The sequence below is a fragment of the Prevotella sp. TF12-30 genome, from assembly GCF_003436715.1.
In the GTDB taxonomy this organism is placed as follows: domain Bacteria; phylum Bacteroidota; class Bacteroidia; order Bacteroidales; family Bacteroidaceae; genus Prevotella; species Prevotella copri_A.
On record NZ_QSQJ01000021.1, the window covers coordinates 1 to 16,377 of the forward strand.

The 16,377-nt window shown below is 46.4% G+C and carries 4 protein-coding genes; 3 read left to right on the forward strand and 1 reads right to left on the reverse strand.

Annotated elements, in window-relative coordinates; translation table 11 throughout:
• Nucleotides 1-150 precede the first annotated feature (150 nt).
• The gene (locus DXD25_RS09195) at nucleotides 151-459 is read right to left on the reverse strand and encodes a hypothetical protein (RefSeq protein ID WP_118311935.1); all 309 of its coding nucleotides are present in this window, start codon (nucleotides 457-459) and stop codon (nucleotides 151-153) included.
• A 151-nt stretch (nucleotides 460-610) separates the two neighbouring features.
• On the opposite strand from DXD25_RS09195, the gene DXD25_RS16950 reads away from it, so the two are divergent.
• Genes DXD25_RS16950 through DXD25_RS09210 form a run of 3 tightly spaced genes read left to right on the forward strand, consistent with a single transcriptional unit; the run spans nucleotide 611 to nucleotide 16,332 of the window.
• Nucleotides 611-1,276, forward strand: a complete 666-nt coding sequence (locus DXD25_RS16950; protein WP_187360463.1) for a hypothetical protein — start codon at nucleotides 611-613, stop codon at nucleotides 1,274-1,276.
• A gap of 8 nt (nucleotides 1,277-1,284) precedes the next feature.
• On the forward strand, nucleotides 1,285-2,403 hold the full coding sequence (locus tag DXD25_RS09205; RefSeq protein ID WP_147327881.1) for a hypothetical protein: 1,119 nt from the start codon (nucleotides 1,285-1,287) through the stop codon (nucleotides 2,401-2,403).
• A gap of 42 nt (nucleotides 2,404-2,445) precedes the next feature.
• Nucleotides 2,446-16,332 (forward strand): DNA cytosine methyltransferase, encoded by a 13,887-nt coding sequence (locus DXD25_RS09210; RefSeq protein ID WP_117663135.1) that lies wholly within the window; start codon nucleotides 2,446-2,448, stop codon nucleotides 16,330-16,332.
• Nucleotides 16,333-16,377: the final 45 nt, after the last annotated feature.

Sequence of the window (16,377 nt, forward strand, 5' to 3'; positions counted from 1 at the left end):
AGTTAAGAACAAGCCTTGACACAGTTTAAATTACACCCCCTTCCCTCTTCCGTTATCAACAATCTATTAACCTTAAATAAAAACCTTTAGCCTATGAATTTTAATTTCAAATCAATAAGATCAAATGAACAAAATATTTCTAAGAACCCATTAACCTTCCTCCTCAGACATCTGCTTCAACTTCTCTGTAAGCGCATTTGCAATCTCACGCTTATCTTCGAGAGTGACGGTCTGCAGCTTCGGACAATTAAACTCCAGCATCTTGATGAAGGTGCTGACCTTATCCTTCGGCTCGCATTTGTACCATGCAGCCATAAAATCATCCCAAGCGTCTCTCGTGAAGTCGGCACACAGCTCACGAAACTCCTTCTTGATAGGAGACTCGTAACCTTTCTGCTTTCCGCCGGATTTCGCCCGACCTTTTTCGAACTGACCTTTTGAATTTCTGTCTGTAGCCATATCCTTCACTAAATATGATGCAAAGGTACACACAATCCTGCACATAGAAATCTTATCTATTAACTTTTTGCTGCTAAGTTAATGGATAAGATGCTTATATAATAAGGTATAGTTATCTTTGCTGCAGTTTAAACGTTTAAAATAAATTTTTATGTTAGGATCATTAATCGGTGCAGGACTCGGTGTTGCAAGTAGTATCTTTGGTGGCATTTCTGCCAGAAAGGCAAGACGAAAGCAGGAGCGGATGCTTGCACAGCAGGAACAGGAAAATCAGGCATGGTATGATAGGAAGTACAATGAAGACCCTACCAAGCGTGCCGATACGGTTCGTTTGCTCACTCAGATGCAGGAGCAGATCAAGAACAGAAACAAGGCTGCTAAGGGCAGACAAGCGGTGATGGGTGGTACGGAAGACTCCACCACTGCGGTGAAGGAAGCGAACAACAAGACTCTTGCCGACACGACCTCCCAGATTGTTGCTGCAAACGAGGCTCGCAAGGATGCCATCGAAGGTCAGTATCAGGCGAGAAAGGATGCTATTCAGAACAAGAGGATGGGGCTGGAAGCTGAGAAGGCTGCTGGTACTGCTAATGTGGCTGCTGGTGTTGCCGGAACTGCTGCCAATATCGCTGCCACCATTGATGGTGGATTGGGCGGTGTAAAGAAGGCTCCGAATATGAATGTGACTCAGGAGCAGTTAAGTGGTATCGCCAAGAATCCTGATGATGTTCTCGGCTTGAAGGCTAAGACTACTGGTCTCCCTTCTGAGGGTGAGCTGAATAGTCTAGGTGCTAAACTTCAAAAGGTAAACGTATAGTTATGGGATTGGCAGATTATTTACGAACGAACAATGGCTTGAAGACTACACAGAGTGTACTCAACAAGCAGCAGAGTGGTGTGGATGCTGCTCAGAAGGCTTCTCCTGAACAGATCAATATGAACACCGCACAAGCTATGCTCCATGGCAAGGAGGAGCAGCTTACTCCTCCCAAGGATGCACATGAGCAAGCGGTGAGGATGAACCAGCAGACTGCCGAGGGTATGCTGAACGGCTCTATCCCTATCGTGAAGAAGGAAGAGCCGAAGCCGGAAGCTAAGCAGGAGCCGGAAAAGAAGCAGTTGACCTATGCGGAAATGTATAAGATGCTGAATCCTGCTGATAGTGAATCTCCTGAGCAGAGAGCACAGAGAGAGAAGAACGAGAAGCGGAAGGCTCGTATCGCTGCCTTTGGGGATGGTCTTCGGGCACTCGCCAACATCATCTTCGCCAGCAAGGGAGCCAAGGTGGTACACAATCCTGAGTCGGATATGACTGCTGCCATCAACAAGCGCAAGGCTTATATGGATGCCCAGCGTGAGAAGAATCGGGCGGCTTGGCAGACTGGCTACCAGAGGGCATTGGCTCTTGATGAGGAAGCGAGAAAGAATAACCTGACTCTTGCCGAGCAGATGAGGTATCACGATATTATTGCTAAGAACAATGATAGCAAGAATGATCTGAGCCAGCAGAGAATTGATCAGGGCAACAGAAGACTTGATTTGTCGAAGATGAAATATGATACTGATGCTGATTACAAGAAGTCTATCTTGGCTATCAAGAAAGCTCTGGCTGATGGTCAGATTTCCCACTGGCAAGCACAAGAGGCTATTCAGCGCATTAATGCTGCGACTGGTCGTATTCGTGCCAACAAGTCGGGTAGTGGTGGCTCCCGAAAAGGTTCCTATTCGGGAGAGGTTGATGAGTATATGGATTTGATGGAAAAAGACCCTGATGGTATGGCTGAGGCTGCTAGGGAAGTCAGAAAGATGGGGTACTCCCCTAAGACTGCTGCCGGAAAGAAGGCTCAGAAGATTGCCTATCAGCGTAAGCATGGTAAGCCTAAGCAGCATCATACATCATCATCCAATAATGGAGGTAAGAAGAAGACTGGTGTAAACTGGTAACAGAGTTGGTAACAAAAAATTGGTAACAAACATATATATATTATGGCAGAAAGACCATTATACACTTTATACAAGAATCTGAAAGCACAGAACTATGATGTGCCGGACGATTACAATAAGTTTGAGAGTGCCCTGACCAGAGACGGAAAGGGCGGTGCTGACAACAGACACGCTATCTATGAGAACTTGAAGGCTCAGAACTTCGATGTTCCTAATACTTATGAGCGTTTCTACTCGGCACTTTTTGAACCTCGAAGCAAGACTTCATCTAGAGCGAAGGGTGGCAGCGTTCCTATGTCTGCTGTTGACCGTGCTCGTTTCTCGGCTGGGGCAGCAGCTATCTCGGCTAGTGCTAACAATGCGGTAAGACAAGCAAAGCGAAACATTCAGACCAAACTGGGGCAAGCAAAGAAGTTCAATGGTGGCAGGGTTTCTCCACGTCTAAAGAACCCTTTGCAGAATCAGAATGTACAGAAGAATGAGTTCAACTACAATTCCACAACTGGCAAGACTGGAACCTATACTACAACAGATGGTGTAGAGTTTAATAACGAGTATGATGCTGCTCAGTATCAGAATCAGTTGGATAAGCAGGGGGAGCAGTATATCAATGCAGTAAACACTGGCGAGATTCCATCCGTCTTCGATGTTCGTGACAAGAATGGAAACTATGACTTGCAGGAGAACATCAACAAGAATGGAACCTATCTTACTGAGGAGGGTGCTCGCAATCAGTTTGATAAGAAGCTGGCGGATGCCTATGCCCGAAAGAAGGAGATTGAAGCTCTTATCGCTGAGGATCATCGTCAACACGGAAATCCTTTGCTCTCTTATGGTGCCAGTATCGGTGCAAGTAACGGAAGAACTGCTGAGCAGAGTGACTATAGCAACAAACTGGCAACATCCCTTGCTCTGGTTAAGCAGCAGATTGGTGCGCTTGAAGCGGTGAAACAATACCCTACCAGTAGTTGGGGTGAGGACGCTTTGAAGGCTCTTGACAATACGGCATTCACGGCTAAGACTTGGGATTTCGGTCTGACTGACTTTGCAACTATGGGGCAGATGGAACGTATCAAGACCAAGATGGACAACAACCTTCCAATCTCCGGCTCCGATAAGATGCTCTTGAAGAGTAAGCTGGGTGCTGATGCTGCTGCGGCTCTTGAAGACGAGAAGATGGGCAACATCTATCGCTGGACAAAGATTGCCGGACAGTCTCTCCCATTTATGGCAGACTTCTTCCTGACTGGCGGCTATGGTGGTATTACTAAGGCTATCAGCCGAGGGGCTTTGAAGTTCGCTGCTAAGCGTGGCATGGGCAAGGTGAGTGCTGCCATCTTGAAGAATACTGGTATCGTGGCTGGCGATGTTATCGGTTCGTATGCCATGGCAGGATCAGAACAGGCGATGAAGACTGGAGCAGACATTATGCAGCGACATCTGGGTAGTCTATATCAGGATGAGAAGGGTGATTACAAGTTCGGTACTTTCGATGAGAACGGAAATCTCATGCATGAGGGTGGCGAGTCTATGGGTACTGCTCTCTATAAGGGTCTGACCTCTGCTATGGTGGAGAACTATACTGAGAAGCTCTTCGGTCATAGCTATGGTATCAAGAAGGGTGCAATCAACTTTATGGAGAAACATGGTATGAATGCTTCTGCTGAGTTCTTCAAGAATATCGGCAAGAGTGGATGGTACACCAATTCCAAGAAGTGGATGGAAAAGTTCGGCATCAATGGCTTCGGTGAAGAAGTGATGGAGGAAGAGATTGGCATTCCTCTTCATGCTCTATTGGATGGAGATAATGAGTTCTCTGACCTCCTTGATACTAAACAGCAACTTGACATCATCGGTGGTATGGCTCTATCTGTCGGCTCTATGTATGCGATGGGTGCTGGCTCCCGACCAGTCAAAGGTGTGTACAATCGTGCTCAGTACTACCGATTCCGTAACAAGGTGAACGTGGCTGATAGTGATGCTCAAAACCTGATGGGCGATAAGTGGGCAGACATCAAGGATAAGATTGATAACACGACCAACGAGCAGATGGGTGGTGTGTTGGCTGACATTCTCAGACAGAGAGACACTATGAGCAAGGAACAGATTAATGCTGCCATCAACTATGGTATCAACCTGATGAAGATGCGTGGCTACAATGTTGCCAAGACTGCCGAAATGAATGCTAGAGAGATTACCAACGAGCCAACAACTCCTGAGGAGCAGCATCAAGAGGATATTGATAATGCTTACTCTGAGGGTCACGATGCTGATGATGCAGACAAACACGACATTCAGTTGGAGCATGAAGACCAGATGAAGACTCTTGCCGGATTGCTGAATATCTCCGAGCAGCAGTTGTCTGCTATGAATGATGATGAGCTTCAATCCCTGACTGGGCAGAACGACAAGCTCGACCAAGCTATCTATGACTACCAGTTGTCTTCTGCTCGTTACCAAGGTGTGACAGATGATGCTCAGGATAAGATTGATATGGCGGCAAATCAGGCAGCTCAGCGTGTTGATATGTACACAGACAAGAGCCGTGGCTCCGTCCGTAACGCTACGGTTAAAGCTAGTGGTGGTGCTGAAGATTATGGTGTGTACATTATCTCCGGCAATATTGCTACCAACGAAGATGGCTCTATCAATGTAGCGGATAGCGATGATATGATTCTCTTCTATGATCCTACGACAAATTCTGTTGAACATGCTGATGCTCTGAGATTCGCTGAACTGGGTGATGAAGTTCCTGCCGATGATGTGAAGGCTCAGGCGGTAGCTGATGCAAAGGAAAATGCTATCAAGGAAGTGGCTGGCATTGTTGACGGAACAATAGATGTTGGCTCCCAGTTCAAGGTTACTGGTGCTGATGGTTTGGAACATACCTACGAGATTCTTGCCGACTATGGCGATGGTACTGCTGCTATCTCTATTGATGGTAACGTGGTAGAGAATCCATATTCGCTTGAAGACTTGCAGCAGTTGAAAGACTTGGAGGATCAGAAGAAACTGGAAGCAGCGAAGGCTCAGCGTGAGCAGATGGAGAAGGAGCGTGCTGAGCAGACTCAGGAGACAGAGCTGCCGGAAGAGACTCAGTCTTCTCTTGACTTCAACCAGATTCTTAATGATAATGGTAACGTGGTGCTCGTTGATGTACTGGATAAGGATGGCAACACTAAATATCCTGACTCTAAGTTGTTCCTCATTCGTGATACTGGTGCTAAGGCAAAGGTTGTTGAAATGAAGAGTGATGGCACATTCGTTCCTCATGCAGTGAGCAAAAAGAATGTGGCTACAATCTCTTCTATGTCTCTTGATGAGTACAAGCAAGCGATGGCAGAAACCTCAATGATAGAGGAGAATAGTGGTGCGATAGAGGAGAATAGTGGTGCGATAGAGGGCGATAGAGGTGGAATAGAGGTGAATGATGAACTCCCACCAGTTCCTGATAATGTGACAATCAATGGTGATGGAACTTACTCTGTTGATGGTGCTGTGCAGGGTGGAGAAAATACTACTGCTCCTGCTGAACAGACAGAACAGACTCCTGCTATGACTCTCGAAGATGGAACCATCGTGCCTATGCTGGAGGATGGCAATCCTGATTTCTCGAAGTTGACTGCTGATCAGACTGCTGAGTTGTATGACTCACAGTTTGGTGAGGATGCTGATAGCGTAATCAGTGGATGGGTATCTGATGCCAAGAAGGCACTCGACAAGGCGAACAATATGACCGTGAAGGGTAAGAACTTCGTGGAACAGAAGGCGGCAAAGGAAGCCAAGGAGAAGGCGATTGCTGATGCTCAGGCGGCTTATGACTCTGCTATCGCTATCCGTGATGCTTATAATGAGCGACAACTTGCCAAGGTGGAAGACACTGCAGATGGAAGAAAGAATCTCATTGAGAAGGCAAGAAGAAAGTTCTCTCGCTTGAAGAGTGCTGTAAAGGATGATGCAAAGGCAGTATCTCAGCTATACAAAGATGTTGTCGGCTCTCTCCTGCATCGTCTGTATGATGGCACTGGCATTGATGTGACTGATACGATTCCGCTTACCGCTGAGGAGTATGTGGCTAGCAACCTCGGTGCTCACTCTCTCAACTATGAGGGAACAGAGACAAGCAAGGGTGTTAAGCAGGAAACTGGATTGAGCAGAGAAGAGTTTGCCAAGACTCAGCTCCTCGCTGCTGATGGCAAGGGAACTACCATTGATGATCTCGTACATAGTCTGTGGGAGAATCGTCCATCCAACCTTGAATCTCTCGATACTCAGAATATTCGCAATGCCCTTATTGGTGTGCTCACTAGCGGTTTCAAGGCTTCGGAAGCTAGAAACTATATTGAGAATCTCCGTATCGCTCAGGCTGAGAACATTCTTGAAGAGCAGAAGAAGGCGGCTGACAACGCTGTGTTCGCTGAGGAGAATAAGGCTGAATCAGAACAACAGACAGAAACGGCTCCTGAATCTGAGGAGAAGATGGGGGAAGATAACTCTGATGAGATTAATGATGAGGAGAATGAGAATATAAATGAGCAGACAAATGAGAATATAAATGCTCCTGAGGTTCCTGAGGATGCAACGGATGAGAATCCGCTTGGTGCTCAGCGTGACCAGACTGACCTTCCTTTCTCTGCAAAGGAGAATGGCAAGCAACAGACAACTGCCGAGCGTGCTGCTGATGTAGAGAAGAATAAGGTGGATGATATGAAGGTCGTTGACAACATCGTTGGCGAGAAGACTCGCAAGGCTTTCGAGAGACTGGCTAAGATGATGGGTGCTAACATTCAGTGGCAGTACTCAGACAAGTTGGGCAACGGATGGATTCAGGAGACTACGGATTCCGATGGCAATGTGTCTCGTACAATCTTCCTTACTCTTGACTCTTCTATCACGGAAGGTGCTCAGTTTATCTTCGGTCACGAAATGACCCACCAAATCAAGAGACTGAATCCTGCTGCATACAATGAGTTGACTCAGCTTGTGCTCGATACCTATGGCTCTGATGCCTTCGACAAGGCGATAGACGAGACGATGAAGAGATATTCCGATGCAGGATTCTCTGGACGTGCTAGAGATTACTACGCTGAGGAGGTGGTTGCTGATGCGGTAGGCGAAATGATTCGTGATCTCAACTTGGCTCACACTCTCGCTATGAAGATGTCTCATCCTCTGCTCGCTGCTATCCATGAGATATTGCAGAAGATTAAGTTGGCTTTCTATGGTACAGAGTATAATGATGTGACCAAGAACATCATCCGCTCCATTGAACAGGCTTACGTGAAGACTGCCAAAGGTGAGGTGACAAATTCTGAGACTGGTGAAGATGTTTCATTCTCTCTCCGTCAAAAGCCTGAGCCTAAGAAGAAGGGTATCGGCTATAAGGTGTTCGTATTGAAGGATGGCAAACTCTATCCACCTATGGTAGCGAACCCTGATGGTGCAGCCACTCCAGTTGGTGTATGGCTCGATGCTGATGCGGCTCCTATTGCTGGAGAAAGCAAGACTGGCAGACCTCAGGTTAAGCAGGGCGGCAAGGGAACACAAGGAGGTAGTGGTAAGCTAGCCTATAGACCAGGCTGGCATCTTGGTGTCGTGCCTTATGCTATCCAGTTCAACCGCAAGGATGCTGATGGCAACAAGACTCTCTTCCCTAAGAACTTCGTCTTCGCTGAGGTGGAGTATGCTGCTGATGTAGATTATCAGGAGGAAGCTCGCCAAGAGGGTATCAATCCTTCGGGTAAGTATCAGCATTCATTGGCTGGCTTGAAACATCTGCCTACCGATGGCTATTATATGTATCGTACCAACCCGAACCCTGAGACTGACCCTTGGGTGATTACTGGTGCGATGAAGGTGAACCGTATCTTGACCAGAGCAGAGCAAGCGGAACTTGTGAAGAATGCTGGTCGTGAACCTCAGCAGATTCAGGATGGCGATATTGTTACTGATGATGTTGTGAACAGCATCAATCAGGAGATAGCTGCTGCTCCTAAGTTCTCGTTAAAGGTATATCATGGTAGCGGTGCTGACTTCACAGAGTTTGACTTCGACCATATGGGCGAAGGTGCTGGCTCACAAGCATTCGGTTGGGGTGGCTATGTTACATCTTCCGAAAAGATAGCTAGAGGGTACACAAGTTTAGCTGCTCAAAGTAACGGATTGAAACGAGAAGAACTCAAAAGCAATATATCTAGAGCAAAGGAAAGACTTCCGTTTATGCGTGAGGGAGAATATAAGACAGAGTTGGAAAACGAGATTAAACAGTGGCAGAAAGAATTGGCTAACCTTGATGAGTCAAAGAATCTGTATGAGGTTGAAATTCCAGAGAATAATGGCAGCAACTATCTGGATTGGGATGCTCCTATAACTGATGAACTTATAGATAAGGTGGTTAAAGCACTACCTTCTTTGCGTAGTTACGATATTGAGTACTTTAAGAAGGATAGAACCTTTGATAACTTCTATAAGACTATCTCAATGAGAAGTGTTAAGGATGATGCGTCCTTCAATGATGATAAGGCAGCAAGCAAGCTTCTCGCTTCTCTTGGCTATACTGGCATCAAGTATAAGGCTGGTCGTAACTTTGGTGGTGCAAAGGAAGGCGATACCAACTATGTTATCTTCAAGCCTGAGGATATGAAAATCACAGAGCACACCAAGTTCTCGTTGAAAGATAATCAGGGGAATCCTCTGAATCAGGATGGTACTTTGAAACTGGATAAGATTAAGTCCGTTGATGAATTGACGGATGGAGACTTCTTGCATCCTACCAGAAATGTAGAATTGCCTAGTTTACCAAAGAAAATTGCTGATGCTATCGGAACAGAAGGCAAGCCAGTTGTTATCAAGAAGAATATCTTTGAGCGTAATTATATAAGACATAAGGACGTTACTCCTGAATTGAGTAAAGTAATCTTTAAGTCTGCTTTGTACAATCCTGATTTGTATGGTCAGAATCAAAAGAAAACTAGACCATATAATTGGGTACTTATCAACACGAAGGACGAGAAGGGCAATAACCGTACAGTATTATTAGAGGTAAATCCTAATAAAGATAATGTGGAAATCGTTCATTGGCACTTTGTTGACGAAAGAGGATTGCAAAAAATAAAAAAGCAAGCTGACCGTGAGGACGGGCAACTCCTCATACTGCCTTCCAATAAGGAAGAGGTCGGTGCCCTTTCCGACCCTACGGTCAACTTGTCTGCTGCAAAGATAGACAATTCTTCTGAAACTGCCAAGGAAAATGGCGAAAAGTTTTCATTGAAGGATGAAAAAATCAAAAGTGTTGCAGAAAAGTTTGGAGTAAATGAGGATGATGTTGCTATGTATGCGAATGCAGTTGAACGAGGTTCTACTGCTGAGGCAGCACGTGCCAGAGCAAACATCAAACGATATTTATTGCAGGCAAATGAAGACAAGATTTCCTCATTTAAGGATATTATTAAGTACACCAAACCTATAAATGAAGCCTTGAAAGAGAACTTTGGTGACCTTGACGCTATGATTGAGGAACGAAGAAAGCAGGTGGAGGCTCAGCGTAATGCTATGGAAGCTGCAAGAAAAAGAGCGCAGGAAGAGGAAGAGAAGAGACAGAAACATCTGGATGAACTCTCTCTGATTCCAACTGATGAACTTGATAAGCGTTATATGGATGCCATTGCTAATAATGATGAATCAACGGCAAGGGAAATGCTTGATGAATCAGCCAGACGTAATGGTTACGGTGACGTTGATAGCGATTACCAAGGTCAGGGAGCGTGGGCTGCTCCATCAAATCCTCAATATGAGTCTGATGAGGCAAGAAGAGCCGACATAGAAAACTCTCCTGATGTAAACTTGGAAGATATTGCATTAGGTTATAACTTGCAGCCTGATGATTATTTTGACAATCCAAGAGCGTATATGAACAATACTGCTTATGGATTGGAGTCTGCTCATGTTATAAAGAATGCACTTGATGCCATTAAGAATGGCGAGAAAGATGTTAAGGTTAAGGTTTATCGTGCAGTTCCTACTTCTGTAAAGGAAGGCAAGTTGCGTAATGGTGACTGGGTTACTCCTTCAAAGAAGTATGCTGAAATGCACGGTGACAATAGATTGGAAGGAAAATATCGTATCATTGAAGATGAAGTTCCTGCAAATCAATTATGGTGGGATGGCAATGATGCTAATGAGTTTGGCTTTGATGATGGCAGGGAATACCGATATAAGAATGCTAAGAATAATCGTAAGTTGAATGACCTCATAACTTATGATAATAAAGGCAACGTAATACCTCCTTCAAAGCGTTTCAATTCTCGCAAGAATGATATTCGTTTCTCTCTTGCTGGCGAGCGTGGTGCGGCTGCTGCTGACAAGGCAGAGGAGCGTACCATCCGTATGGATAACCTCTCCGTGGCAAAGGATATGGAGAAGAACAAAAAGAAAGCTAAGGCTATCAAGATGGCTACTGGCTGGGAACGTGGTGCTGATGGCAAGTGGAGATACGAAATGCCGGATGCCATGATCAAGGACACGATGGATGTAGGCGGTGGACATATTGTTAAGCGTTATGAGGATGATATGCTATGGAATGGTGGCAAGCTTTCTGATGTGATTGATGCTCCTGAACTATTCAAGGCTTATCCTCATTTGAAGGATGTACGTATTGAAACGGATGCCATTATGAACGATATGCCTTCAAATGGCGAATATAATGCCAAGACAAACACCATTACCATCCATGCTGACGAGCTGAAATATATGAATAGTATATTGAATCACGAGATTCAGCATGCAATCCAGTCTATTGAGGGCTTTGATAGAGGAGGTAGCCCTAGATTGGTTAGAGGTGAGATTAAGAAGAGATTAGCAGAGGTCACTAAGCAGATTCGCCAGTTGCGTGCAGAAGGCAAGGAAGATGAGGCTAAGGCTATTGTTGAGAAGAACAGAGGTCTTTATAACGCTTATCAGGCGAATGATGATTACAACAGCTACAAGTCGCTTGCTGGCGAGGTGGAAGCAAGAAATGTGCAGGAAAGAATGAATATGTCTCCTGAGGAAAGAAGAAGAACTCTCGCTGAATCTACTGAGGACGTGGCTCGCAAAGACCAGATTTTCTTGGGTGTGGGCGATGTGTCCTTCTCTCTCCGTGATATGGCTGACGGAAAGGAGAGTGGGGCGGCTGATATGGCTGAGGACTTGAAGAGTCTGAACACTCCTGGTGAGGTGGATGATGCTATCAATACTGCCATTGATGATATGCCTAGCGGCTGGCAGATGGCTAACAAGAAGATGATTCATATTGCTCAGGCTCTGGGCGAGAACCGCAAGGCTGAGATTGCTGGCGTGGAACCTAAGTTCTCCCTGAAGGATGGCTCTCTCATAAAGGCTGGAACCTACTTTAGCGGCGGCGGTCTTGTTGAGGAAGGCTTAAAGGGTATCATCGACCCTGTGGTGGCAGTGGAGTATGACGAGAAGATAAGCGGTGTTTATCGCAATAACTTCGGTCAGCATATCGTTACTGCTGATGTTCGTGACGTTGATCCAAAGGAATTGGTGAAGCAGATAGATGGCGAGGTTGAGTACTTCCATGCCAGCCCAGTCTGCAAGAACTACTCTCAGGCGAAGAGTAACCATGCAGAGGTGGAACTTGACAAGGAGACTGCTGCTAGTACTGCCGAGTTTATCAATGCTGTTAAGCCAAAGGTGGTGACCATTGAGAATGTGAAGGGCTATAAGGATTCAGATGCGATGAAGATTATCACGGATGCGCTTGATGCCAACGGCTACACTTGGGATGCAGATGTGTATAACGCTGCTGACTTTGGCGGCTACACCAACCGAGAGAGATTGATTGTCCGTGCGGTTCGTGATGGCAAACTCCCTGCCAAGCCTGAGAAGATGGCACGCAAGAGCGGATGGTATGAAGCTGTGGCTGATATTATCCCGACCCTGACCGAGAAGAAGAATGGTGTGGCTCCTTGGATGGATATTCGCTTGAAGGCTGATGGCATTGACTGGAGAAACATTGACAAGCCATTATATGTGATGGGTAGTGCCTATGCTGACGGAAAGATTCCTCATGCCTTCGCTGATGAACTGCTGCCAACACTCAGAACGAAGAGTGGTGATGTGATTGTGATGCCTGACGGCAAGGTATATCGTGCCATGGGTAGAGTGCTCGCAAGAGTATCAGGAGTGAGCGATGATTACAAAATGCCATTCTCTGAGAACCTGAGCCATACCATCATCGGTAATGGTATTCCTACCCAGTTGACCGAGCATGTTATTGCTCCTCTTTTGCAGAACACCTTGCGCCCAACAACTCCTGAGGATGGCAATACCAAGTTCTCCTTGCGCTATGATAAGTTTGAACATGACTTGAACCAGTGGAAGAAGGATAATAATCTGCCTAAGGATGCCCAGCGACCAACCATCCCACAACGCAACGCTGGTGAGAGTGCCGTTGACTTCCTGAGGAGAGTGGACGAGTACCGCAAGCAGATGGCTCTGTGGAAGACTGCTCCAACCTACGAGCAGCATCTTCTGAGTGATGATACTGCCCTTGGTGAGTTCAACCGAGAGTTGCAGAAGGGTTCAGTGCTCAAACGTATCGCCTTCCAAGATAGTATGCTGGCTATCCGCAAGGCTCAGGAAGCTATTATGAAGGAAGTGGGTGTTGACCGTCTGAATATGGCTGAGGATGCCTATACTGCCGAGAACCGCAGTCATGGCAAGGGAAAGAACGAGTTTGAGGAGTACAACAACGAGTTCCTTCAGCCACTCAGAAAGGCTTATCATCAGATGAAGAAGGTACTGGGCGATAGCTACGACAATGTGCGAGTCTATATGATGGCTAAACACGGCTTGGAGCGTGATGCTCAGATGGCTTTCAAGAAGTCTCTGGAAGCTGACTATGAGAATGTGAATCAGAGAAGTGCAGCATACAAGGCATACAAAAACGACTTGGATCGTGTGTCAAATGATGCAGACTTGGAGTTTGGCAGGGTAGATTTCACCACTTGGAGACAGAAGGATAATGCTCTCCGAGGAAAGTACTCTCCATCCTATATGGACTACCGCTATGATGATAACGGAATCGCCTACGATTATTCCGGCTTGTCTTCACTCTTCGATGGTTCAGACTTCGAGGAAGCTGCTCACAGACTGGTAAGAGATGTGGAGACCAAGCATCTTGCCGAGGTTCAGGCTCTTTGGAATGCTACGAATGCTGCCACCAAGAAGATTCTTCGTGATGGCTTCAAGGCTGGAATGATGAGCAAGGATGCCTACGAGTATGTGAAGGGTATGTATAGCCACTACATTCCTCTCCGTGGCTGGGATGGTACTACTGCCGACCAAGTCTGGGACTATATCGGTGGTGGCAAGGGTGCGTTCAATCAGACCTTGAAGACTGCACACGGACGAACCTCTATCGCTGATGATCCTATCGCATACATCGAGAATATGGCAGAGAGTGGAATCCTGCTGAACAACAAGAACTGGGTGAAGCAGCACCTGATGCTCTTGGCACAGAATCATCCTACCTCCCTGCTCACCCTGAGCAAGGCTTGGTATGTGAAGAGTACGGATGCCAACGGCAACGAGGAGTGGATTCCTGCTACCCCTCAGATTACTTCTCAGATGAATAGTAATCAGGTGAAAGCTGCCATTGATGCTTTCGAGCAGAAGATGGAGCAGATGGCTCAGACTGGTGATGCTACCCAGCAGAGAGACGGACTGAACATAGCCTATCCTCAGACTCATAGCGAGGAGAGAGAGCATGAGGTGCGAGTGATGAAGGATGGCGAGGAGTATGTAATCTACGTGAATGGTGACCCTCAGTTGGCTCAGGCGATGAACAATACCAGAGCACACCGAGTAAGAGAGATTCAGAGCGGTAAACTGGATAGGGCTGCTGCTTGGTTGGGAAGAAAGATGGCTGCTGCCTATACCAGTCTTTCACCTCTCTTCATTCCTTCCAACTACTTCCGAGACCTGACCATGACGCTGGCTTCTACCGCTATTCGTGAGGATGGCAGATACAATTATCTCCTCCGAAAGAATCTCGCTACCTCTTGGAATCTCGGTTTTATGCTGAGAGACTATCAGAACGGCAAGTTGAGAGAGAAGGTAAGCAACGGAAATGCTACGGCAAAGGAACAGATGTTCTATGACTTTATGATGAATGGTGGCGAGACTGGCTTTGTCTCTTCGCTTGACGTGGAAGACTTGAAGAAGAAATTCAAGAATGACTTGAAGGATTTGGATAGATGGAAGGCGAACCCAGTAAAGGTAGGTCATACCATCATGGATAGTATCGAGTTCCTGAACAGAATGATTGAGGATAGCAACCGATTTGCGGTCTATATGACTTCCATCCAGTATGGTCGCTCCATTGATGAGGCTGTGAATGATGCCAAAGATGTAACTCTGAACTTCAACCGCAAGGGTACTGGCGAATACGGATGGCAGATGATTAGAAACCTCTATCTCTTCATCAATCCGGCTGTACAGAGCTTGCAGACCTTGGGTGCGCTTACCAAACATCATCCTTTCAAGTTCACGGCTGTTACTGCAGCTTGGTTGGCGAGTGGTGTGCTGGTTCCTATCGTTAACGCTGCCCTGATGAGTCTGTTGGGCGGTGATGATGATAAGGATAAGTATTGGCAGTTCTCTAAGTGGGATAGACGAAACAATGCCATTATGTGGATTCCGTTTACCAACGAATATGTGAAGATTCCGCTTGCTCAGGAGTTCCGTGCCTTCTATGGCATAGGCGATATGATTGCTTCCAAGATGATGGGTGGCGAGTTGGCAGAGGAAACTTGGAGCCAGTATGCAGAAGACTTGCTCGGTCAGGTAGTAGATATGCTTCCGCTTGACCCGACTGGATATGATGGCAACATAGCAGTCAGCCTGATGCCGAACCCTATCCGTCCTGTCTTTGAGTTGGCTTTCAATGTTGATTTCACTGGCAAGCCATTATTCAAGGAGACAGAGTACAACAAGTATGACCCGAACTTCACCAAGGCATACGTGGGAACTCCTGATTGGCTGGTGCGAGTATCAAAGATGGTTAACTCAATCGGAAATGACTATCCTGATGTACAGCAGAATGCCATAGATGCTTTTGGAGACCCAAGATATAATCTGAACAACCCAGCAGTGGTTGATCACGTCTTGTCTTCCTATCTCGGTGGTGCATACACAATGGGTAGTCAGGTGCTCGGTGTCCTCACCAAGTCACTCAACGACCCGAAGGAAATCAAGATGGCAGACATACCATTGGTAAGCAAGTTCGTGAGCAACCCAGATGATAGACCAGTCACCAAGAAGCAGGGTGATGAGTTCTGGAATATGAAAGAGAATCACGACCGAGCAGCCAATACCCTGAACAAGTTGAAGAAGCAAGCTAAGGTGGATGGCGATTACTCTATGCTGGAGCGGTTCTACGGCTCTGAGGAGTATAAGCAGTACAAGCAGGAAGATGTGAAGGTGAAGAAGTATGAGGAAGACAAGAAGAAGGAACGTGCTGAGGAGAGTGGGGAGGAGTACAGACCTCACAAGCTGAATGCCGAGGATATATATAAGGCTCACGCTACTCCGAAGGATGATTTCGAGGATTTGAAACTGAAACAACTCTACACCAAGTTGAACGGATTCAAGACTTCCTACGACCTCTTGGTTGACACGGCTCCTGGTCAAAGCGATGGTTACTACAACACCAACAAGGTTGCCATTGATGCCATTGACGAGATTTCCCTTGACAAGCAGGAGATTTCCGAGTTGAAGAAGGGCTTCTTGGAAGATGGCAAGGATGCCTACAATGCCGAGGACATGAAGAGAATCCGTGAACTGAGAAAGCGAATCCTCTCCGTGCTGGAGCCAGCCAATAAGGTGGTTGTGGCTAACCAGAAGGCGAAGGCTGAGAAGAAGTAATGCAAATATGACTATCCCCCGAAGGTGTCATGCTTTCGGGGGATA